Source organism: Rhizobium sp. rho-13.1, assembly GCF_007000305.1.
Taxonomy (GTDB): domain Bacteria; phylum Pseudomonadota; class Alphaproteobacteria; order Rhizobiales; family Rhizobiaceae; genus Rhizobium; species Rhizobium rhododendri.
The window spans coordinates 790,857-811,676 of record NZ_SCFL01000002.1 but is presented as its reverse complement, the minus strand read 5'-3'; the positions used below and the strand labels follow the sequence as shown (position 1 = coordinate 811,676).

General features: G+C 60.7%; 20 protein-coding genes and 1 tRNA gene. 11 read left to right on the top strand and 10 right to left on the bottom strand.

Features of this window, described 5'->3' with window-relative positions:
• Positions 1–102: 102 nt before the first annotated feature.
• The 3 genes from EQW76_RS10370 (at position 103) to EQW76_RS10360 (ending at position 2,390) form a co-directional block, all read left to right on the top strand.
• Positions 103–179: transfer RNA gene (locus EQW76_RS10370), tRNA-Pro, on the top strand.
• Between the two features lie 432 nt (positions 180–611).
• Positions 612–1,619 carry an Atu2307/SP_0267 family LLM class monooxygenase gene (locus EQW76_RS10365; RefSeq protein WP_142824274.1) on the top strand — a complete coding sequence of 336 codons (1,008 nt, stop codon included), beginning with the start codon at positions 612–614 and terminating at the stop codon, positions 1,617–1,619.
• Positions 1,620–1,868: 249 nt separating this feature from the next.
• On the top strand, positions 1,869–2,390 hold the full coding sequence (locus tag EQW76_RS10360) for an isoprenylcysteine carboxylmethyltransferase family protein (protein ID WP_142824273.1): 522 nt from the start codon (positions 1,869–1,871) through the stop codon (positions 2,388–2,390).
• 147 nt (positions 2,391–2,537) lie between these two features.
• Here the strand turns inward: EQW76_RS10360 and EQW76_RS10355 are convergent, their stop codons facing one another.
• The 8 genes from EQW76_RS10355 to EQW76_RS10325 all read right to left on the bottom strand — a co-directional run bounded on the left by EQW76_RS10355 (position 2,538) and on the right by EQW76_RS10325 (position 8,853).
• The gene (locus EQW76_RS10355) at positions 2,538–3,026 is read right to left on the bottom strand and encodes a cupin domain-containing protein (RefSeq protein WP_202617133.1); all 489 of its coding nucleotides are present in this window, start codon (positions 3,024–3,026) and stop codon (positions 2,538–2,540) included.
• Between the two features lie 155 nt (positions 3,027–3,181).
• A complete protein-coding gene (locus EQW76_RS29010; RefSeq protein ID WP_153816479.1) occupies positions 3,182–3,349 on the bottom strand; it encodes a hypothetical protein in 168 nt (55 codons plus the stop codon).
• 187 nt (positions 3,350–3,536) lie between these two features.
• Positions 3,537–4,112: an NADPH-dependent FMN reductase gene (locus tag EQW76_RS10350; RefSeq protein ID WP_142824271.1), complete on the bottom strand. Its 576-nt coding sequence runs from the start codon at positions 4,110–4,112 to the stop codon at positions 3,537–3,539.
• Between the two features lie 35 nt (positions 4,113–4,147).
• Entirely contained in the window at positions 4,148–5,098 is a 951-nt protein-coding gene (locus EQW76_RS10345; protein WP_224128068.1) for a LysR substrate-binding domain-containing protein, read from the bottom strand.
• Between the two features lie 54 nt (positions 5,099–5,152).
• Positions 5,153–5,599 carry an SRPBCC family protein gene (locus EQW76_RS10340; RefSeq protein WP_161990937.1) on the bottom strand — a complete coding sequence of 149 codons (447 nt, stop codon included), beginning with the start codon at positions 5,597–5,599 and terminating at the stop codon, positions 5,153–5,155.
• Positions 5,596–6,339: an SDR family oxidoreductase gene (locus EQW76_RS10335; protein WP_142824268.1), complete on the bottom strand. Its 744-nt coding sequence runs from the start codon at positions 6,337–6,339 to the stop codon at positions 5,596–5,598. Before EQW76_RS10335 ends, EQW76_RS10340 begins: the two co-directional genes overlap by 4 nt.
• A 52-nt stretch (positions 6,340–6,391) precedes the next feature.
• Entirely contained in the window at positions 6,392–7,243 is an 852-nt protein-coding gene (locus tag EQW76_RS10330) for an oxidoreductase (RefSeq protein WP_142824267.1), read from the bottom strand.
• A 44-nt stretch (positions 7,244–7,287) separates the two neighbouring features.
• Positions 7,288–8,853 carry a GMC family oxidoreductase N-terminal domain-containing protein gene (locus EQW76_RS10325; RefSeq protein ID WP_202617132.1) on the bottom strand — a complete coding sequence of 522 codons (1,566 nt, stop codon included), beginning with the start codon at positions 8,851–8,853 and terminating at the stop codon, positions 7,288–7,290.
• A 614-nt stretch (positions 8,854–9,467) separates the two neighbouring features.
• Between EQW76_RS10325 and EQW76_RS10320 the strand changes: the two genes are divergently transcribed.
• The 6 genes from EQW76_RS10320 to EQW76_RS10290 all read left to right on the top strand — a co-directional run bounded on the left by EQW76_RS10320 (position 9,468) and on the right by EQW76_RS10290 (position 16,797).
• Positions 9,468–10,523 (top strand): LacI family DNA-binding transcriptional regulator, encoded by a 1,056-nt coding sequence (locus EQW76_RS10320; RefSeq protein WP_142824265.1) that lies wholly within the window; start codon positions 9,468–9,470, stop codon positions 10,521–10,523.
• Positions 10,524–10,570: 47 nt separating this feature from the next.
• Positions 10,571–11,821 (top strand): sugar ABC transporter substrate-binding protein, encoded by a 1,251-nt coding sequence (locus EQW76_RS10315; protein WP_142824264.1) that lies wholly within the window; start codon positions 10,571–10,573, stop codon positions 11,819–11,821.
• Positions 11,822–11,887: 66 nt separating this feature from the next.
• Positions 11,888–12,823, top strand: coding sequence for a sugar ABC transporter permease (locus EQW76_RS10310; RefSeq protein WP_142824263.1), 936 nt, complete (start codon positions 11,888–11,890; stop codon positions 12,821–12,823).
• Between the two features lie 2 nt (positions 12,824–12,825).
• Positions 12,826–13,701 (top strand): carbohydrate ABC transporter permease, encoded by an 876-nt coding sequence (locus EQW76_RS10305; RefSeq protein WP_142824477.1) that lies wholly within the window; start codon positions 12,826–12,828, stop codon positions 13,699–13,701.
• Between the two features lie 31 nt (positions 13,702–13,732).
• Positions 13,733–15,685, top strand: a complete 1,953-nt coding sequence (locus EQW76_RS10300; RefSeq protein ID WP_161990938.1) for a beta-L-arabinofuranosidase domain-containing protein — start codon at positions 13,733–13,735, stop codon at positions 15,683–15,685.
• A 17-nt stretch (positions 15,686–15,702) separates the two neighbouring features.
• Positions 15,703–16,797, top strand: coding sequence for an ABC transporter ATP-binding protein (locus tag EQW76_RS10290; RefSeq protein WP_279309156.1), 1,095 nt, complete (start codon positions 15,703–15,705; stop codon positions 16,795–16,797).
• A 318-nt stretch (positions 16,798–17,115) separates the two neighbouring features.
• Here the strand turns inward: EQW76_RS10290 and EQW76_RS10285 are convergent, their stop codons facing one another.
• Positions 17,116–17,643, bottom strand: a complete 528-nt coding sequence (locus EQW76_RS10285; protein WP_142824261.1) for a DUF4142 domain-containing protein — start codon at positions 17,641–17,643, stop codon at positions 17,116–17,118.
• Between the two features lie 463 nt (positions 17,644–18,106).
• Between EQW76_RS10285 and EQW76_RS10280 the strand changes: the two genes are divergently transcribed.
• Positions 18,107–19,219, top strand: coding sequence for an AI-2E family transporter (locus EQW76_RS10280; RefSeq protein ID WP_142824475.1), 1,113 nt, complete (start codon positions 18,107–18,109; stop codon positions 19,217–19,219).
• A gap of 68 nt (positions 19,220–19,287) precedes the next feature.
• On the opposite strand, the gene EQW76_RS10275 is transcribed toward EQW76_RS10280, so the two are convergent.
• Complete coding sequence (locus EQW76_RS10275) at positions 19,288–20,484, bottom strand: aromatic alcohol reductase (protein WP_244615277.1); 1,197 nt, start codon at positions 20,482–20,484, stop codon at positions 19,288–19,290.
• Here EQW76_RS10275 and EQW76_RS10270 point away from each other — a divergent pair.
• Positions 20,398–20,754: a helix-turn-helix domain-containing protein gene (locus EQW76_RS10270; RefSeq protein WP_224153333.1), complete on the top strand. Its 357-nt coding sequence runs from the start codon at positions 20,398–20,400 to the stop codon at positions 20,752–20,754. The genes EQW76_RS10275 and EQW76_RS10270 overlap by 87 nt on opposite strands.
• The last annotated feature ends 66 nt before the right edge of the window (positions 20,755–20,820 follow it).

Genomic DNA, 20,820 nt, shown 5'->3' with positions numbered 1-20,820 from the left:
TGTCGCCAACCGCCAAATCGGCCTGACCATCCAAAAAACAGCGCCCCGAAGATTCGGCCTTGTCTAACCAAAACGGCTGGTTTAAGTAAGCGCCACTGGTCACGGAGTGTAGCGCAGTCTGGTAGCGCACCACGTTCGGGACGTGGGGGTCGAGTGTTCGAATCACTCCACTCCGACCAGTTTGATTTTAAATGCTTTTTCCCGAATTTTTCTAAGTGTTTTGGCCCTTAGATGCTGGGTCCGACAGAAGTTCCGACAGTCATTATTTTTGCAGTCGGTGTACTAGACCCTTTCGGCAAATTGGATTCCTAAATCACGCTGGGCATTGTTCAAGGCTGCTTTCCGGGAGGCGGTTTTCGCACGCGGCGACCTTGCCCGCAGAGCGTGGGAGGAAGTCGCGGCCCGCGCGCGATAATCGACAATACCTAAACGGCATGCTGCATGTTCGAGGTCGGATCCCCTTGACGCGACATGCATGAACGCTTCCGGGGAAATAGCCCGTGTCCGATGTGTTGGACGGTGCATCCCGGCGGTCGCCCTTCCGATGGCGGATGTCATCGCCTAAGATCGCTTCTCCAATCCATCGACGTTGCGCATGAAGGGACTACATCTTGGAAATCGGAATTGACAGTTTTGCCGCGACCGTCCCTGGCGTCGGCGATATGGACCGTATGGGGTTCCTGCTCGACGAGATCGTGATGGCCGATACGGCAGGACTGGACGTGTTCGGCATTGGCGAGCACCACCGCGGCGACTATCTCGACAGTGCACCTGCCGTGATCCTTGCCGCAGCCGCTGCCCGGACGAAATCCATCCGCCTGACGAGCGCGGTGACGGTGCTCGGCGCCGCCGACCCTGTCCGCGTCTTCCAGGAGTTTGCGACACTGGACCTGATTTCCCGGGGACGGGCAGAAATCGTCGTGGGCCGGGGATCCTCGATCGAGGCCTATCCGCTGTTCGGTCTTGACCTCAGGGATTACGACGCACTGTCGGAAGAAAAGCTGGAGCTGCTGCTTGCCCTGCGCGACGAGACGAATGTGACGTGGTCCGGCCGTTTCCGTGCTCCGCTTGACGGCCAGGGTGTCTACCCACGACCTGCGCAGAAAAAGATGCCGATATGGCTTGGAGTGGGTGGCACGCCGCAATCCTTCGTTCGAGCCGGCCTGCTGGGCCTTCCGCTGATGGTTGCAATCATCGGCGGCGAGTTCAGGCGGTTTCGACCGCTGGTCGACCTTTACCGGGAGGCCGGAGCGCGCGCCGGGCACACCGCCGAAACACTGCGCGTCGGTATTCATGCCCTTGGCTTCGTGGGAGAATCCCAGCGCGAGGCGGAGGATCGGTTCTTCCCCGGATGGCAGGCGATGTTCACCAAGATCGGCCTCGAGCGGGGCTGGCCACCGTCGACCCGCGCCCAGTTCGACAACCTGGTTCGTCCCGGTGGATCGTTCCTCGTCGGTGATCCCGATGCGGTGGCGACCAAGATCCGGCAGACATCCGAGGAACTGGGTGGCATCGACCGCCTGACGTTCCAGATGAGTTCTGCAGCGAGCGACCAGCCGGCGATGCTGCGGTCGATCGAACTGCTCGGTCGCGAGGTCAAACCGCGCCTGTCCACTTGAACGACAGGTGTCCCGTCACCCGACACATTGACGACCCGGCGCGCGATCAAGCCGCGGCAATACGCAGCCGTGGGCTTGAAGGTTTATAACGTCATCCTGCCCCCCACCAACATTCGGCTCACACTGCGTATCATTGCCGGGCGACCGTGCCTTCTCATGCAGACGGCTTGAGGCAGGCCTTCGGGCAGCGACCACCGGTTTCGCCGGTGTTGCGTTCATCGGCAAGACGCTCAATTGAAAGGATTTCATATGCCCCTGGGTCTCATCATTTTCTGCATGGTTGCGGTTGCCTTCCGTGTCGCCATGCTCGTCGTATCGCTTCGCCACGAGGCGGCGTTGAAGCGAGAGGGTGCCGTGGAGATCGGTGCGCGCAATACGGCTATCCTGGCGCTCGCGCACATCGCCTTCTATATCAGCGCCATGACCGAAGGTGCCTTCCAGGCGCACCCCATTGACGCCGCCTTCTGGATTGGCGTCATTCTGTATACGATCGGGGTCGTAGCGCTGGTGGTCGTGGTCCGGCTGCTCGGCTCCCTCTGGACGGTGAAGCTCCTGATTGCCCGTGAGCACGTTTTGGTCACCCATGCGCTGTTCCGGTGGGTGCGACATCCGAATTACTTCCTTAATATCCTGCCGGAGTTGATCGGCTTCGCTCTGCTCATGAACGCTCCCCTCACCCTGGCTGCCGGCCTGCCGTTTTACGCCATCCCGCTGATCATCCGCATCGTCCAGGAGGAAGCGGCAATGAGATCGCGGTTTTCGGCGTATTGAGGTCGGGGGACGGGCGCGCCGACCATGTGCTTCAGAGCGTGAGCTCAAAAGCGGACATCAAAACCCATGCCGGGTGGATTGGTGAGGTGCCTGTCAAAACCCGAAAGCTTGCCAGGCACGAATGCCCGGCAAGCTCTCGGAGCGACTTCAGGAAGGAAGGCCCGCCGGCGGTTCCAGAACTGTAATCCCGTACTGGGCCGCCAATTCGAGAAGCGCTCCCATCCCTTCAGGCGAAGGTGGCGGCAATATCGGCACCACTCCGTTGTGAACCGGAATGCCCGCTCGTGCGACAAAGGAATCGAAGCCACCCGGCGTCGTCACGAGGAGACCTCGGGCGGGAACCGTACCCGTATTTCGCAACCTGTGCGGCACGCCGCGCGGGGCGAAATACGACTGGCCCGCTTCCAGCCGGAAGCCGACCTCCCCGACCGTCACGTCCAGCGCGCCTTCCAGGAGTGTCATGCTCTCGTCGTCGTCGCGATGAACGTGGAGCCCGCCGTCGCCCTTGGGCGGCATCGTCCCCTCGATCATTGTAAACTGTCCACCCGTGTCCTCGCTTGTGAGGAGCACGCGCATGACGACGCCAAGGAACAGGTAGGCATCGGGTTTTTCGCGATGCACGTATGTCGGTTTCATATTCATATCCTCGGTGATTATGGGGCAATTCCGGCCCCGGGTTCGGTTTTGAAAGGCCGCTGTTTATTCCGCTGGAGCTTGGTTATTCTCCAAGAACTCGACGAGCCGCGCGTTTCGCAACAGGCATCGGTGCCCCTTGAGAAAGACGTCGAGGCTCAGACCCCCTGGACTGATGAGCGCGCCATAGAGAAATCCGCCGCAAGCACTTTGCCGCAGGCCTTCTCCAGAACAGACCGGGTTCCGCGACCCGGCTGCTTCCAGCCAGTGCTGTAGATCTTGCCGCTGTAGGGATCGACGGGCTTTAGAATGCACCGTTGGGTCATGTGCCTGATCATCCATTTCAAAGCTTATGGCCCGATCTCTCAATTTGATCGGTCGCTCTCAGTTAAAGAAATCTGACGGAATGATTAGCCTGCCTATCCAAGACGGTATGTCCGAGGAAATGAACGATCAAAGCCCTCGTTCCGATGACCGCGGCAAGACAGACATCTTAAAGTATCATTAAGGTGATTAAATGCTGGTCTTTGTACCTTCAGAGAAGTGCGCGAATGCGGCAATCTGCTTTGACAGGTGCTGGCGCGTCTCTTCATCGGTGAGCTCGGGCGGCTCTCCATCGACGTTGCCGGGGACATGCCCGATCATCACCTCCGGCTTGTTGAGTACGGCTGCATCCAGATACACAAGGATTTGTCGGAGATGGTACTGGGCGCGGACGCCGCCCAGCATGCCGCGTGACGCCGTCTGGATCGCCACTGGCTTGCCCGCAAACGGCTGGTTCGGGAGACGCGAAAGCCAGTCCAGAGCGTTCTTGAGAGCGCCGGGGACGGAGTAGTTGTACTCCGGCGTGACGATGATGACGCCATCGGCCAGACGGATCGTGTCGCCCATGGCCATCACATCGGCCGGGAACCCCGTCTTCTCCAAATCCTCGTCATAGAGCGGAAACGAACCGATCGAACCAAGCGCTGCGATCGTCACACCGTCGGGAGACAAGGACGGCAGGGCCCGCGCGATGGCGGCATTGTAGGAGCCATGACGCAGGCTTCCGAGAAGGGTCACGAAGTGCAGCGACTTGGACTGGGACATGAAGGCTCCGACTGAGATTGCTGACAAATGGCGAACTATGGTGAGCCAGGATCAGGGTTGACCACTTTGGGCAGCTCGATGATGAGGTAGTCGAGAAACGCACGCACCGATGGCAGCACATAATCCCGGAAAGGCAATACCGCCGTGATGACCGCCTTGCCCGCCAGCCATTCCGGCATCACCCTTTGCAGCTTTCCCTCGAGCAATTCCTCCCGACAAATGTAACCCGGAAGCGCCGTGATGCCGATCCCGTCCGCCGCCGCTTGTTTCAGCATCATCAGGTCATTGCCCGCCATCCGGGGTTGGACCGCAAGCGAGCGATCGCCCATCAAGGGATGGCTGAGCTTCCAGACGGTCGCCTGCCCGGGACGATACATCGCCAGAAGGTCATGCTCCAAAAGATCGTCCGGCGTGGTTGGCTCACCGCGATGCTGGAGATAGCAGGGAGCCGCGAAGATGAACCAGGGTGCCGGAGACAATGTACGCTGCACCAGGGCCGAGTCGGTCATTTGTCCCTCGTGGGCCCGGATCGCCAGGTCGAAGGCGCCGCCGATGATGTCGGTCTGCTCGTCGCCCGTGTGCTGGACGAGGTTGATCTTGGGATGATCGATCGCAAACTGCGGTATGATATGGCGCAGGACATACATGGAGGTTGCGATCGCCGTCGTAAATTTGACGACCCCCGTCGGCTCATCCAGCCTTTGGCGAACCGAATTTTCCGCCATTTCTGCACTCTGGAGCATGACAAGAGCGTGGCGATAGAACAAGGAGCCCGCCTCGGTCAGTGTCTGCGCCCGTGACGTCCGGTTGACCAGGCGCACACCCAGGCCTGCCTCGAGCTGCTGGAGCCGATGGCTCAGGGTCGACTTCGGAATACCCGTGCTGCGGCTTGCAGCCGTCAGCCCTCCGCTGTCGACGACCTGAACGAAGTAGCGGACGTCATTCAGGTCAAGCACTAGGCAGTCCTTCAGCAGGTTGACGGACATCCCGCCAAGACCCGTGTTCGAGGGCCTCATTCTATAGAGAGGCCACAACCAGCATTAGAGAGACGCCCTCACCAGGGCAACCCCCAAATGACGGGCAAGACCTTCAGATGCCGACGCAAACGCCGAAAGATTGATGCCCTGTATCACGTTCGAATCCGCCCCGTCGGCCGGAATGAACGACGCCTCGAACCGGATGTTCGTCTCGTCGTCAGATTTGCCTGCAACGACAAGGATCTGGTTCGTCTGCTCGGTGACGGGAATAGGGAATGTCACCATCTGGTAGGTGAGATGACGTGCGTCGTCGTCACATTTGATCATCCGCTCGCGGACAAGCGTCCCGTCGGAGGTGATCAGCTCCCGTTCCCGCTCGCCCACCAGACGGCTCTCGCGGGCAATGGGGTTCCACGATGCAACTGTTGCGAAATCGCGGACGACAGCCCAGATCCGCTCCGGACTTGCGCTAATGGTCGCGGTGTAGACGGCGACATAGCTCTTGGTCATACCCTCGCTCCGCCATTCGCCAGGATGTGTTGCCCCGTCAGCCATCGCGCCTGATCGGAGGCGAGGAAGGCGACGACATCGGCGATTTCGTCGGGCTCGCCAAGGCGTCCAAGCGGTGAGCCGGCAGCGATGCGGTCCCGCTCTTCCTGCGGCGCATCCTTGATGAACTCGGTGTTGGTCGCGCCGGGCATGACCGAGTTGACCGTGATCGCACGATGGCCGAGTTCAATCGCAAGGACCTCCACGATCAGCTTCGATCCGGCCTTCGAAGCGGCGTGCAGCCCCATCCCCTGTGCCGTGAACGCGGTTGTCGATGTCGAAATATCGATGATCCGTCCGCCGTTGCATACGCGCTTGGCCGCTTCCTGAAGCACAAAGAACGAACCCTTGGCGTTCAGTCCGAAGATCCGATCGAAATCCTCCTCCCTGACGTCAACGACTGCCACGCCGATGAACGGTAGTCCTGCATTGGCGACGACGATGTCGAGGCCGCCAAAGGCAGCATCGACTTCCGAAAACAGCCGGCCGATGTCCGCCATGTTGGCAACATCGGCCTGGAAGGCGCGCGCCACGCCGCCGGCCTCCTCGACCGCCCGAACCGCGTCCGCCGCTTCCTCGGGACGGCTGCGATAGTTGATCGCCACCGTAGCGCCCTCGCGTCCGAGCCGCTCGCCAATCGCCCGGCCGATGCCACGCGATGCACCGGTGATCAGCGCAACCTTGCCTGCTAGGGATGTCATGGGAATGCTCCTGGGTGAAAATACGAGATCAGCGGCGGGACGTTCTGTTTGGTCATTTCGGGAACACGACCGATGCACTGACTTCGCGCCAGGCATCGATATCGCTCTTCATCGACGCCATCTTGCGTTCCATGACGGCGACCGCGTCGTCTCCAAGCGCAAGATGCAGAGGCGGCTTTTCGGAGGCGACGAGCTTGAGAATTGCCTCGGCACCACGCTGGGGATCGTTCGGCTGCTTGCCGGAGATCTGGTCCATGAATCCACGGAACTTGCCGACGGGGTTGTCCTCATAGGCGGCAATCGTCTGGCCGACATGCTTCAGCGATGACGAGGCGAAGTTGGTGCGGAAAATGCCCAGTGTCAGGATTGTCACCTTGATCCCGAACGGCGCGACCTCTTGCGCCAGAGCCTCGTTCATGATGTCGACCGCAGCCTTTGCCGCAGAGTACACCCCAAGCCCGGCAAAGCCCGTAAACCCGCCGACGGCGGATGCGGCGACGATGTGACCGGTTCCTGCAGCCCGCATGATCGGCAGTGCCGCCCGCAAGACATTGAGCTGGCCGAAGAAGTTGGTGTCGAACACCGCCTTCGCCTCGGTCTCGCTGGTCTCCTCGACCGCGCCCAGCATCCCCCATCCGGCATTGTTGACAAGGACGTCGATCCGGCCACCGAACAGGGTGGCCGCCTCAGCGAGCCCGGCCTCCACGGAAGCAACATCGGTAACATCGAGGACGACGGCAGACGAGCGGCCCGGTGCGACAGCCTCGAACTCGGCCTTGTTGGCGGCATTGCGAACCGTGCCGACCACATGATCGCCCTGAGCCAGCGCGGCTTGCGCAAGGGTGCGGCCGAGACCCGACGATACGCCGGTGATCAGCCAGTTCCTGGATGTTGTCTGCGACATGGGAAGCGTCCTTCTGAGAGGCTCTAATCGGAGGGAAATTCGAGCTAGGCGAGGATGCGGGCGGCGATCCGCTCGGCGACCATGATGGTGGTGACGTTGGTTGGAACCGATGGAATGTCCGGCAGGATGGAGGCATCGACGACACGAAGGCCCTGGAAACCGCGCACGCCCCCAAAGGCATCGACGACGGCGGTGTCGTCGGTGTCCGGCCCCATCGGGACCGTCGAAGTCGGATGCTGGTAGGCTGCGATATTGGCGACGATGTTGGCGCGCAGGTCCGCGTCGCTCTGGATGCCAGCCCCCGGTGCCATCTCGTGGTCAACCATGCCTGCGAACGGCGCCGTTCTGCCGATCTCCCGGGAGAGTCTGACCGCCTCCACCATCCTGTCGAGATCGCTGGGGTCGTCGAAGAAATTGTAGTGAATGCGCGGCGCGATGCGCGGATCGCGCGACGTCAGATGGAAGGAGCCAATGGACCGCGGCAGGGTTACGGCGGCGGCGAGAACGATCGCTCCACCGGTGGGGCTGGCCTTCGGGTCGATGAAGTGCGTGGCGGACACCTGAAGATCGAGTTCGCCGCCGACCGACAAAGATGAGCCCGTCCAGACAAGCGCGCCGGCCGCAGGTCTCATGGCTTTTTCCGACGCCTTCAGCGCGTAGACATTGTAGAAGAACGGATGGTCCTGGAGACGTGCGCCGACCGGCAGACCCGCCAGCACCGGGATTTCCAGAGCACGCAGATCGCTGGCCGGACCGATGCCGGAGCGAAGGAGAATGGCCGGACTGCCGAATGCCCCGCCCGAAAGGATGATTTCGCCTGCTGTGAGGACTTCTCCGGAGACCAGCCGAACGCCCGTGGCGCGATGGCCGCTAAAGACAATGTTGTCCACTTCGGACCCGCTGCGGATCGCAAGGTTCGAACGGGCACGGACCTCGGCGGTCAGATAGACGATGCCGGTGTTCATCCGCATCTCGTCGACGACGTTCAGCGGGTATGCCCCTGCCCCGTCCGCAGCGTCGCCGTTGAAATCCTGCACGTCGGCAAGGCCAAGGTGGCGGGCGGCCTGGACGAAGGCTCTCGACGACGGCGTCAGTTCGCTAAGGGTGCGCTGCCTGATCGGGAAAGGGCCGGATCGACCGTGAACGGCGCTGTCGCCGGTCGGGGTGTTCTCCAGCGCCTCGAACGCGGCAGACACTTCATTCCAGGACCATCCCTTAATTCCGCGCGCTGCCCAGCGCGCAAAATCTGACGGTCGTGCCCGCATGGCGACAGTACCGTTGACTGCCGAGCTGCCGCCGACGACCCGGCCGCGTGGCAGCGGAATGTCATGGCCGAGCCTTTCCTTGTCGTCGCTGTGGTAGTGCCAGTCGAAATCGGGCGTACCGACAGTGCCGGCGTCGGTCAGGCTTTTCGGGTAGCCCGTCGGTGCAAAGCTGGGGCCGGCCTCCAGCAACAGCACGTGACGATGGGGATCGGCACTGAGCCGTGTCGCAAGCACGGATCCCGCAGATCCGGCTCCGACGATGATGACGTCGACCGGTCGCGAGCCTGCCCGGGCAGCACCCCCGCCGATTACTAAGGCAGCCGTTGCCTTGTCACCTTCACCCATGAAACGTCTCCGCGTCATTGCCATTGCTCAAACCGTCCTCGGCCGATGCCCGTCGGCGCTTGCAACGCCACTTCACTCCGGTGTCAGGGAAATAGCGAATGCCCGCGCACCCCAACAGCGGCCTGGTCCCGGAAGCTAAGTTCAACAGCATGGACGATCGTATCAGCGATGGACGTATGGCCTACGTCCCACCCCGTGCGGCCCCAAGGGTGGTCGTTGGCAACGCATGTCCGCAGACAGACTGGATCATACGAGCAGGCCAGCTATTTCGATCCGAAGGATAACCGCGCTCAAGACGCTTCGTTTGACATAGCCGCAACCCAATGCATCCGAGGGCATGGCTACACGAGTTGGATGAAATCTCCACAGATGTCGCCTCGTATCTTTCCGAAAAGCGGCAATTCGTTTGCGGTGCGTTTCTTGTGCAACCATTGCTCCGGCATAGGCGCGTCTGGCAACGCCAAGATTGCTCGAAGGTTTTAATCCCATACGTCATGACGAACGAGAAAAAGCGCTTGACCAAAGATGAGAAAACGGTTTTCCTATGGTGAGCAAACGGTTTTTCATTCCAGATATGTTGATGTCCGGTGGTATTGAACGAAAATAGCAAAGGCGTGGCAGTGTTGTCAGGCGACAGGACAGAGGTCGCCGCGCGCATCACGATTAAAGACGTTGCGCTTGCTGCGAACGTATCGGTTTCCACTGCATCCAAGGCCCTAAACGAGCGCGGCCGTATGACGGTCGAGACCCGGAAACGCATACAGGATATCGCGCAGAAGATGGGTTTTCGCCCGAACGCCATGGCGCGCGCGCTCGTTCACCAGCGCTCATTCACCCTTGGCCTTCTCACCAATGACACATACGGTCGCTTTACCCTCCCAATTGCCGCCGGCCTGTCGTCCGCGATGGCAGATCGTGGAGTGTCGGTCTTTCTGTGTGCCATTGACGACGATCCGGAGCGCGTGCGGCTCAATCTGGAAGCGATGGAGGACAAGCGCGTCGACGGGCTGGTGGTTTCCGGAAAGCGTATCGACCGTGTGCTGCCGGTCGATCTTCCTGCCGTTCACATGCCTGTCGTCTACGTCAATGCGGCCTGTCCTCCAGGCGCCATCGGTTTTGTCCCCGACGACGAGGGAGGCGCGCATGCGGCCGTCGCCCATCTCGTCAGCCTCGGTCGCACGCGCATTGCGCATGTGACGGGTCCGCGCAGCTTCGGCGCCGTCGGCCTGCGGGAAAAGGGCTGGCTGCGCGCGCTCTCCGAAGCGGCGCTCCCCTGCTTTGGCGCGGCGCTGTCCGGCGAATGGTCCGAACGCTTTGGCTACGAAAGCGGACAGCTGCTCGTTGCAAAGCCAGTGTCTGATCGGCCCGATGCGGTGTTTTGCGGCAACGACCAGATCGCCCGCGGGCTGATCGACGCCTTGACGCTTGCGGGTCTCAGGGTGCCGGAGGACATCGCCGTCGTCGGCTTCGACAACTGGGAGATTTTTGCAACGGCCACGCGTCCGCCGCTGACGACAGTCGATATGGCCCTCAAGGAGTTGGGGCGCCAGGCTGGCGTCACGCTACTTGATCTCATTGACGGCAAGCCGGTGGAGGCCGGGCAGCGCCGTCTTCCGTGCCGCTTGAAGGTGCGTCAATCGTGCGGTTCGGAGGAGCCGTCGACTGAATAGGATTTAACCGCACCCGAAGCCGGGTGCAAAACTGGGAGGGGAATGAAATGAAGAAATGGATATTGGGGTTCAGCGGCCTTGTCGCAGCATCGCTCGCTCTGCCGCTATCCGCCAGCGCGGATACTTTCACGCTCTGGACGCGGTCCGACAGCTCGACCTTCATGCCGAAGCTCGTCGATGCATTCAACAACAGCCAGAAGGAGCATCACGCGGATCTGCAGATCGTACCGGTCAATGAACTCGTGCAAAAATACGCCGTGGCAGCGGCCGGCGGGACGGCACCTGATGCCCTATCGCTCGACCTGATCTACACGCCCGCCTTTGCCGCGGCCGGTCAATTGGAGGATTTGACCGATTTTGCAAAGTCCCTGCCCTATTTCAACGCTCTGTCGAAGGCGCACATTTCAGTCGGGACCTACAACGACCGCATCTATGGCGTGCCGTTCTCCGCTGATGGCTCGGTGCTCATCTGGAACAAGAAGTTGTTCAGGCAGGCTGGTCTCGATCCCGACAAGGGGCCAGCGACGTGGGCGGAAATCCGTAGCGATGCGGAAAAGGTCAATGCCCTCGGGGGAGATATCAAAGGCTTCTACTTCTCCGGCAACTGCGGCGGCTGCAATATCTTCACCTTCACGCCGCTCATATGGGCGTCGGGCGGCGACATCTTCTCCGCCGATGGCCGCAAGGTTACGCTGGATACGCCTCAGATGCGGGATGCGATCGCCTTCTATCAGGGCATGGCAAGAGACAAGCTCATTCCGGCAGGCGCACAAACGGACACGGGGGCGAATTTCTTCTCTGCCTTCGCCACTGGCAAGATCGGCATCACGCCGTCCGGTTCCTTCGCCATCGGCGCGCTCAATTCGCAAAGTCCAGATCTCGAATACGGCGTCGCTCCCCTTCCGGGCAAGGAAGGCGGCTCCTCCTCCTTTGCCGGCGGCGACAATTTTGTCGTCTCCAAGGGGACCAAGAAAATGGAGGCGGTGAAGGCGTTCCTCGAGTTCTCCTATTCGCTCGACGGCCAGAAGCTGCTTGCCCGCAACGGTTCGCTGCCGATCCGTAGCGATATCGCCAAGGAAGCGCTGGCAGGCCTCGATTCACGCTATCTGATTGCTGCCGACGCGATGGCCAAGGGCCGGACGCCCTATTCCACTGTGTTTAACGATCTGATCAACTCCGCCAACGGCCCATGGATCACCATGCTGAACACGGCCTTCTTCGGTGGACCGGATGCGATCGAACCGGCGATCCAGGCCGCGCAGAGCGCCATGCAGTCGATCGTCGACACCGCGCCCTGAAGGCTCGATCCTGAAAGGCGGAGCCGTGAGGCTCCGCTGCATGGATATCAGCGAAGGACCAGACCGATGTCAGTCAATACTCTGGCGACGCCAAGCGGCGCGCCCAATGCCTCTCTGCGTCCCCGGCGCAAGCCGCGTCGTGACTGGATGGGACTTCTCTACGTGGCTCCGGCGCTGGCGCTGGTCCTCGTCTTCTTTCTCGTGCCTCTTGGCATGACCGCCTGGATGTCGCTGCACAACTGGCCGCTGATCGGCGTGCCGCGCTGGGTCGGCTTTGCCAACTACAAGGCGCTCTGGAACGACATCAACTTCTGGAACGCGCTCGCCTTCACCATCCGCTACACCATCGCAGCCACGATCGGCCTTTTGCTGGTCGGTTTTGCGCTAGCCCTCCTGGTGGAAAAGTCACGACCGTTCGCCGGCTTCTATCGTACCGCGTTTTTTCTGCCGGTGGTGATCGGTTTCGCCTCGGCGAGCCTATTGTGGAGCTGGTTGTCGAATGTCGACAGCGGACTGTTTTCCCCTTTGGCCGAGGCGCTGGGTCTCACGGATGGCCGCGTGAACCTTCTCGCCACCTTTGCACCCGCCTTTTGGTCGGTCACCGCCATGGTGATCTGGAAGATGGCGGGCTTCTACATGGTCATCCTGATGAGCGGACTGCACTCCATTCCGGCCGACTTCACGGAGGCCGCCCGGATCGACGGCGCGAACGCGCTTCAGCGGTTCCGCTTCATTACGCTGCCGCTGGTGCGCCGTCCTTTTGCCCTTGCGCTCATTTTGTGCGTTTCCGGCTCCATGCTCGCCTTCGACCAATTCTACATCATTCTCGCCGGCGGACCGCAGAACAAGACGATCACCGCAGTTTACTGGATTTTCAGCCAGTCCTTCGTGTCCTTCCGTCTCGGTTATGGTGCGGCGCTGTCGATGGTGCTGCTTGCCATTTTGGTGGTGCTGAGCGTGATCCAGCTGCGACTGCTGGGTGACAGGGAGGCCGCGCGATGACGATGACCGCAACGCTTCACGCAGCAAAGCTTGCGCCGGCACGCAGACGCGGCAATGCCTGGCTTTACGGAGTGCTGTTTCACACCACCTGCCTGCTCGTTGCACTGTTGTTTCTGGCGCCGATTGCGCTTGTCCTGCTGGCATCGTTCCGACCGCCCGCCATGGCGGGAAATGGGCTGCTTTCGATCCAGGGACTTGGCTTTGGCAACTACGGGAGACTGGAGGATTTCGGCGCCGGCATCCTGCATTACGCCGGCAACAGCCTTTTCGTCGCCGTCGCCACGGCGTTGCTCACCGTCGTGGTCTCGGTCTTTGCCGGTTACGGATTTTCGCGCTTCCGCTTTCCGTTCAAGGCGGTGGCCTTCGTTCTCATTCTGTCGACGATCATGGTGCCGTTTCAATCCATATTGACACCGCTGTTCCTGATCCTCGCCAAGCTCGGGCTGCAGAATACGCTGAGCGGCCTCGTCCTCATCTATGTCACGCTGCAGCTGCCTTTCTCGGTCTTCATGATGCGCAATGCCTTCGACGCAGTGCCCAAGGAGATCGAGGAGGCGGCGCGCATCGATGGCGTGAAGGGACTGCGGGCGCTGGTCTATGTCATGGGGCCGCTGGTGTTTCCGGGTGTCGTTTCGGTCGGCCTTTTCGCCTTCCTGAACGCCTGGAACGAATTCCTGGCAGCATTGGTGCTGTTGACCGATCAGGACCGCTACACGCTTCCGGTGCTCGTTACGGCCGTGCGCTCCGGCCATTATGGCTCAGTCGACTGGGGCGCCGTGCAGGCGGGCGTTACCGTGATGATGATCCCCTGCCTGCTGCTCTTTCTTGCTCTCCAGCGCTATTACATCCGCGGCCTCACGGCCGGCGCGGTGAAATAGGCGCACACCAATCCAACAGAGGACCTACATCATGAGCATGCCTTCTTCCGCCGCCGACACGATCCGCCAGAATGCAAAATTCCGCCCACCGGCCGTCCATCAGGTGCGCGTCGGCGGCTTCTTCGGTCCCCGCATCGAAACCATCGCAACCGCCACCGCGCACACCCTGCTCGACCGCTGCATCGAAGCGGGCATGCTGGACCAGGTCGATCCGGACAGGCCAAACCCCGGGCTGCGCATTCCCTACCAGCAGGGCAATGATACTGTCAGCACCCAGATGTTCTGGGACTCCGACTTCGGCAAGAGCATCGAGGCGGCCGCCTATGGGCTGCTGCACAAGCCGGATGCCGCGCTCGAGGCCCGGATCGACGAGATCGTCGATGCCTATGGACGACTGCAGGACGAGAATGGCTACCTGAATTCCTGGTACCAGCGGATCGAACCCGGCAAGCGCTGGACCAACCTGCGCGATTGCCACGAGCTCTATGATGCCGGCCACCTGATGGAAGGTGCCGTGGCCTACTATCACGTCACCGGCAAGCGCAAATTGCTGGATATCATGGCGCGCTACGCCGATCATATAGCGACCGTCTTCGGGCCCGGAGAAGACCAGAAGCCGGGCTATTGCGGACATCCCGAAATCGAGCTTGCGCTTGTCAAGCTTGGGCGCGCCACCGGCGAGCAACGCTATCTCGAGCTTGCCCGCTTCTTCGTCAACGAGCGTGGCCAACGGCCTGATGGCCAGCACTATTACGACCGGGAAGCCCGCGCGCGGGGCCGGGATCCGGCCGATTATCACTTTGCGACCTACGAGTACTCGCAGAGCCATGTGCCGGTGCGCGAGCAGCGCCATGTGGTTGGCCATGCCGTGCGCGCCGCCTACCTCTACTCCGGGATGGCCGATGTATCGACCGAGTTTGGCGACGACAGTCTGAAACCTGCGCTCGAGGCGATCTGGGCGCACCTTACCGAGAAGAACCTTTACGTCACAGGTGGTTTCGGGCCCTCTGCCCACAACGAGGGACTGACCTTCGACTACGACCTTCCAAACGAAACGGCCTATGCCGAGACATGTGCTGCCGTGGCGCTGGTCTTCTGGGCCAGCCGCATGCTGGGGCTGGGTCCCGATCGCGCCTATGCTGACGTCATGGAGCGGGCGCTCTACAACGGTGCTCTGGTCGGTCTCTCCATCGACGGCACCCGGTTCTTCTATGACAATCCGCTGGAAAGCCGTGGCAAGCATCATAGGTGGACCTGGCATCGCTGCCCCTGCTGCCCGCCGAACATCGCCCGGCTGGTAGCGTCGGTCGGCACATACATGTACGGCGAGTCGGAAAACGAAATCGCCGTGCATCTTTACTGCGAGGGCATTGCGGATCTGGAGACGGCAGGAACGGCTGTTCGTATCGGCCAGGAAACCATCTATCCCCTGGATGGCGCCATCCGGCTGACGCTGGAGCCGCAGCAGCCGGCCGAATTCACTCTTTCCCTGCGCCTGCCGGCCTGGTCACCGGGCGTGACGATCCGTGTCAACGGCGCGCCGGTCGACCGAGCTGCCGTCGAGCAGAAGGGGTATGCGAGGCTGTCCCGCCTCTGGAAGTCGGGAGATGTTGTGGAACTCGATCTAGAGATGCCGGTACAGCAACTACACGCGCACCCGAAGGCGGGGGTCGACCAGGGACGGGTGGCGCTCCAGCGGGGGCCGCTGGTCTATTGCCTTGAGGGCGTCGACAATGGCGATGACCTGAACTCCCTCGTCCTTCAACCGCAAAGTCGCTTTCGCTGCGAGCCCGTGAACACACTTGGTAGCATCCCGGCACTTGTAACGACCGGTCTGCGCGAAGTGGCCGCTGGCGAAAGCCTCTACACGGAAAGGCTGCCTCGCCGGGAGGAGGCGGAAATCCGGGCGGTTCCATATCATCTGTGGGACAATCGCGCAGCGGGAGAGATGCTGGTCTGGATCCGGACGGAGGGTGGTCGATGAATGCGGTGGACATGAGAGTGGCATCTCACCTTTCAGCCCAGACCAGCGGCGTCGATCTGAGGGGCGTCTCCAAGAGCTTCGGCGCGGTCGACGTCATCCACGACATCGACCTTTCCATTGCGGCCGGCGAATTCGTCGTGTTCGTGGGGCCGTCCGGCTGTGGAAAGTCGACGCTTCTGCGGCTGATTGCCGGACTGGAGGAGACAAGCCGGGGCGAAATCCTCATCGGCGGACGCGACGTCACGGATGCCGATCCCTCGGATCGCGGCATTGCCATGGTATTCCAGTCCTATGCGCTCTATCCGCACATGACCGTCGCCCAGAACATGGGCTTTGGCTTGCGCATGGCGCATCGGCCGAAGAAGGAAGTCGCCGACATGGTGCAGGCGGCGGCCGAAATTCTGCATTTGTCTCCCTTGCTCGATCGCCGTCCTGGCCAGCTCTCCGGCGGTCAGCGCCAACGCGTTGCTATCGGTCGAGCCATCGTGCGCGATCGCAAGGTCTTTCTGTTCGACGAACCGCTCTCCAACCTCGATGCCGAATTGCGGGTGGGCATGCGCATCGAGATCGCACGGCTGCACAAGCAACTCGGCAACACGATGATCTACGTCACACACGACCAGACCGAAGCCATGACGCTGGCAGACAAGATCGTCGTTCTCAGAGCTGGCCGTATCGAACAAATCGGTTCCCCGTTCGACCTCTACAACGATCCCGACAACCTGTTCGTGGCCGGCTTTATCGGCAGCCCCAAGATGAACATCCTGCCGGCGAGCTGCGAGGCCGGCTCGCTCCTGATCGGCGGCCAGCGCCTGCCGTTCGCGGTGCCTGCTAGCCTACCCGCAAACGGTGAACTGCAGTTCGGCATAAGACCAGAGCATCTACGGTTAACCCGCGACGCCGAGCCTGGCCTCAGTCTCACCGTCGACTTTACGGAATTCCTGGGTGGTGCGACTTATCTCTACGGGCAGGTTCAGCCGGGCGTGTCGCTGGTCGTCCAAGGCGGTCGGGGCCCAGCGCCCAAGGTCGGGCAGTCGATTACAGTGACGTTCGATCCATCGGATGCGCGCTTGTTCGATGCCGACGGAAGACGGGTCCGCAGCGACGGCTGAGTGAGCTGCGGTTATGGAGATGAGATGCACCGGAGTGCCTGCGGCAATGCAGAGAGCTTTCTTGGCGCAAACAAACGTTGCTGGCTATGTTTATGGCTTGGAAGGGAGGCGACCCATGCCCATAAGCGGAAATCGTTGGGCATGCCGCTCGGCTCGTTTGCCTTGATGACATTTCAACCGGAAGGGGCCCGCTCAGACCTCTGATAGTCTGCTGTCTAGGCTCGCCGCTCTTGTCGGTAGGGGCATTGGGGCACCGTCCGCAAACTTTACATCGCAACAGTGAACGGGCGACGGAGTATCCGCCGCCCTGTCCGTAGCTTACTTGTTCAGGTCCTGCGCCATCATGAGATGATGCTCCAATGCGGGGCGTGTCTTCGTGGCCCACGTCTTCAGGTCGGCATTGTCGCCGCCGTCGCCGTAGCGCTTGAAGAGGTCGACGGCGTCCTTGTGGGCCGAGACCTGGTCGGAATGGTACTGCTTGTTGAAGTCGTCGCCTTTTAGACCGTTGAGCTTGTCGATCATGCCCTGCTGCGAAGACGTCATGGCGGTCGGGATTGCAACCTTTACCTTGCCGGAATCGACCATCGCCTTCATCTCGGCCGATGTCTTGGTGTGGTCGGCAATCATCTGCTCGGCGAAGGCCTTCGTGGCCGGATCGGCCTTTTCAACAGCCAGCTTGCTCGCCGCGATCTCGAACATGTCACTGGTGGCGGCCTCGGTGACAAAGTCTTCCGTCTTCGGAGCATTGCCCATCAGCGAATTGACGCCTGTGCTTTCGGCAGCCGATTGAGCGAAAGCCGAGGTAGAAACCATGAGAAGCGCTGCGGTCAGAATTATCTTGTTCATTTGTAGTCCTCCATTTGCTCTGGCTAACGTGCTTTTGGCTCAGGCGTTCCCAATTGGCCGGAGGGCAAGTGCTTTACGGCCCCTTTTGAGCGATACCGGACAGACGCGGAACCGATAGGACGCATTGAGGTTTGCCATGCTCACATGGGCGCCACGGAAAGTGTGATGCGCTTTCTGCCAACGAGACCCACGCCGTTGCAGACCACGCCATGGCGCTGCTCGTGATTGGATCGCCGTCCGATCTGGGTATCCGGGGATCGCAGAGAGCGACTTACACCGTATCGGGCGTTCAATCTGTCGCCGCGACGGACTGCTGTGCCTCTCAGGTTCGAGGGCTCTTCAGACAAGTCCGCCGCTCCAAGAAACAGGGTTCGATTGCCTTTTGTGACGGCAGCGCCACTTCACTATCGTCGGCTACGTTGTAGTCCGCCGACATCGGGGAAATGATTTGTCAGACGTGAACATGTTGCCAGAGGACCGCGGGGATGGCTCGAAAGTCTCCGCCGTTCGCGCCGCCCCCAGATGGGCAATTATTGGTCTCTTCCTTTACGGCTCGGTGTTTACATTGAGCAGCGCAAAGGAATTCCTGGTGCCCATCGTACTGGCGTTCCTGCTCGCCATGGTCTTTGGGCCGATCAGACGATTCTTTGACCGGCGTGGCGTGTCTTCTACACTGACGTCGCTGGTGATCGTCGCCGTTCTGTTTTTCGGGTTTCTCGCCCTGATAGGCGCTCTGGCCATTCCCGTCAGCGGATGGATGGAGCGCGCGCCGCAGATCCAGAAGGATGTGCAAAGCAAGCTCAGTGGTCTCTCCAGTACCTTTTCAGGGATCATGGATGCCGCAACCCGCCTCGGAGAATTGACCCGTAGTCACTCGGCCGACGTTCAGCAGGTGGAAGTTCGCGACAGCAGCATGATCGCAAACGCTGCTCTCTTTGCTCCCGCAGCGATGGCGCAGTTCATCTTCACGCTGATCCTGCTTCTGTTCCTACTGGCGTCAGGCGATATGTTCTACGAGAAGCTCGTCCATGTCATGCCAACGTTCAAGGACAAGAAGCGGGCGATGCGCATCGCCCACGATATCGAGCGCAAGCTCTCGCGCTATCTGTTGACGATCACCATCATCAATGGCGGACTTGGCGTTGCCGTTGCCCTCCTGCTCTGGGCTGTCGGCATGCCGAGCCCTATCATTTTCGGGGTGCTCGCGTTTCTTCTCAACTACGTCCCCTATCTCGGTGCCTTCGCGGGTATTCTTGTCGCCATGAGTGTCGCGCTGGTGTCGTTTGATGTGCCAGGCTGGTCGCTTGCTGTCGGCGTCCTTTATCTCGGATTGACGAGCATCGAGGGCCAGTTGATCACGCCGTACTTCATCGGACGAAGTCTCCGGCTGAACACCGTGGTCGTCTTCATCGCCGTGTCCTTCTGGGCATGGCTGTGGTCGGCCGTCGGAATGCTTGTCGCCGTGCCGTTGCTCGTGGCCGTGAATACCTTCTGCGAGCACATCGATGGTCTGAAAGGGCTGGGCGACTTTCTGTCCGAGCGCCATTCCGAGAAGGAAGAAGCTCCGGCTGGATAATCGGCGTATGCGTGAGCTTCAGCTTGAGCGCTCACATGCAACTTGCGCCCAGCCGAGCCGCATCGCCGTCAGGAGCGAAGATTTTCGCTGATCCACTCCTCGGCTGTCATGACATCGATGCCATTTCGCTCATTAAAGCTGTTGCGCTTCGGCCATGCCACGCCCTTGCCTTCGGCAAAGACCGCCCGGTATTTCCGGATGTGATTGTCGGGGTCCCGCGCGAGTTCAGATAGGAGATCCGGAACTGTCCATTCTGCCTTTGCAAACGGGCGCCCAAGCACCTTCTGGAGCGTGTCGGCAACCGCACCATAGGTCAGGGTGTCGCCGGCAAGATAGACAATTTCATTGCGGATCGTCGGCTGAGCAAAGACCACTTCCGCGGTCAAGGCACCGATATCGTCGGGAGTTGTCAGAGTGACCTCGGTATCCAGGCTGCCAAGCGCATTGACCACATTCTTTTTGAGATCAACGACCCCGAAGACCGGTTCGAACAGGAAGCTGGTGAACATCCCGGTCGAGATCACCACCCAGTCGGTCTTGTCCTGGGCACGCAGGAGGTCACGCACATCGATCTGGGCGTCGAACAGGTCCTGAGGACTGCCGCGACCGATCACGTCGAAATCGACGCCAAACTGCCATGGGAAATATCGCTTGAGATTGGCGTCCAGCGCAGCTTTCGCAAGCTTCATTGGCGTGTTTCGACCCGCAGAGAAACCTGCGCAGCCGATCACGGTATCGAAGCGAGCGAAGATTGCCGCCAATTCGCTGACGGAAGCGGCAAGAATGTCGCCGGTGACAATCTCGATCCCCAGTTCGCGAATTTCGGAGACATCACGCTGTTTTACCGTGTCCGTCGATTCAACAGTTGCGGCCCGCAAGAGAACGCTGATCGTCGTGTCCGCATGATGCCTGGCTTTACGCGCCAGATTGCGCAGAACCGGCATGCCGAGTTCTCCCGCACCAATAACCAATATCGACTGTGAGTATGCTGTTCGAGAAGAGTTCATCTTGGAAATCCTTGCCAGTCTCATCGTTCGTGTGAACGGGTAACTGGCATATTTCCGGGAGGGTCGTAAGAAGGTACACGCGTGATACCGGAGGGCAGGAAGATGACCATAGACGAAATCCTCAGCTACTCCCAAACCGTCTGCGACGGTCTTCGCGAGGATGAGGACGGGGTGAGGCGCGAGGTCCTCACCCATGCAGGAAACCGGTGGTCGCTGGGCGTCATCCACACCCTGGGTGTCTATGGCAGACTGCGCCATGCGGATATCGGACGAAGAATGCATGGTGTTACCCAGAGGATGCTGACACGCACCCTTCGCCAACTCGAGAGAGATGGGCTGGTCGCGCGCTATGATCTCGTGGAGATGCCGCCGCGCGTGGAATACGAGCTTACCGAACTTGGGATGGCGCTACTGATCCGCATGATTCCCCTTTGGACATGGGTCGTCGAGAACTCGGATCAGTTTCGAAAGTCGCGTGACGAATATGATTCCCGGCCGCAGGAGAAGCCTTCGTGGCAATCTTTCTGATGGGTTTGCAGGTTGCCACGGACAGGTGCGCCACGATCAATGATCGGTCGGATGCTCCCGCACGCC

What these genes read in the sequence shown, in the direction of transcription:
- EQW76_RS10325 (WP_202617132.1), bottom strand. Translation starts at nt 8,853, where the DNA reads ATGGGTGAAGGTGACAAGGCAACGGCTGCCTTAGTAATCGGCGGGGGT.
- EQW76_RS10335 (WP_142824268.1), bottom strand. Translation starts at nt 6,339, where the DNA reads ATGACATCCCTAGCAGGCAAGGTTGCGCTGATCACCGGTGCATCGCGT.
- EQW76_RS10280 (WP_142824475.1), top strand. Translation starts at nt 18,107, where the DNA reads ATGTTGCCAGAGGACCGCGGGGATGGCTCGAAAGTCTCCGCCGTTCGC.
- EQW76_RS10310 (WP_142824263.1), top strand. Translation starts at nt 11,888, where the DNA reads ATGTCAGTCAATACTCTGGCGACGCCAAGCGGCGCGCCCAATGCCTCT.
- EQW76_RS10300 (WP_161990938.1), top strand. Translation starts at nt 13,733, where the DNA reads ATGAGCATGCCTTCTTCCGCCGCCGACACGATCCGCCAGAATGCAAAA.
- EQW76_RS10305 (WP_142824477.1), top strand. Translation starts at nt 12,826, where the DNA reads ATGACCGCAACGCTTCACGCAGCAAAGCTTGCGCCGGCACGCAGACGC.
- EQW76_RS10355 (WP_202617133.1), bottom strand. Translation starts at nt 3,026, where the DNA reads ATGAAACCGACATACGTGCATCGCGAAAAACCCGATGCCTACCTGTTC.
- EQW76_RS10345 (WP_224128068.1), bottom strand. Translation starts at nt 5,098, where the DNA reads ATGTCCGTCAACCTGCTGAAGGACTGCCTAGTGCTTGACCTGAATGAC.
- EQW76_RS10330 (WP_142824267.1), bottom strand. Translation starts at nt 7,243, where the DNA reads ATGTCGCAGACAACATCCAGGAACTGGCTGATCACCGGCGTATCGTCG.
- EQW76_RS10285 (WP_142824261.1), bottom strand. Translation starts at nt 17,643, where the DNA reads ATGAACAAGATAATTCTGACCGCAGCGCTTCTCATGGTTTCTACCTCG.
- EQW76_RS10315 (WP_142824264.1), top strand. Translation starts at nt 10,571, where the DNA reads ATGAAGAAATGGATATTGGGGTTCAGCGGCCTTGTCGCAGCATCGCTC.
- EQW76_RS29010 (WP_153816479.1), bottom strand. Translation starts at nt 3,349, where the DNA reads ATGACCCAACGGTGCATTCTAAAGCCCGTCGATCCCTACAGCGGCAAG.
- EQW76_RS10350 (WP_142824271.1), bottom strand. Translation starts at nt 4,112, where the DNA reads ATGTCCCAGTCCAAGTCGCTGCACTTCGTGACCCTTCTCGGAAGCCTG.
- EQW76_RS10275 (WP_244615277.1), bottom strand. Translation starts at nt 20,484, where the DNA reads ATGGCGCAGTCTGCCATAGACACCCAGGGTGTGGATGACGCCCAGCGA.
- EQW76_RS10340 (WP_161990937.1), bottom strand. Translation starts at nt 5,599, where the DNA reads ATGACCAAGAGCTATGTCGCCGTCTACACCGCGACCATTAGCGCAAGT.
- EQW76_RS10360 (WP_142824273.1), top strand. Translation starts at nt 1,869, where the DNA reads ATGCCCCTGGGTCTCATCATTTTCTGCATGGTTGCGGTTGCCTTCCGT.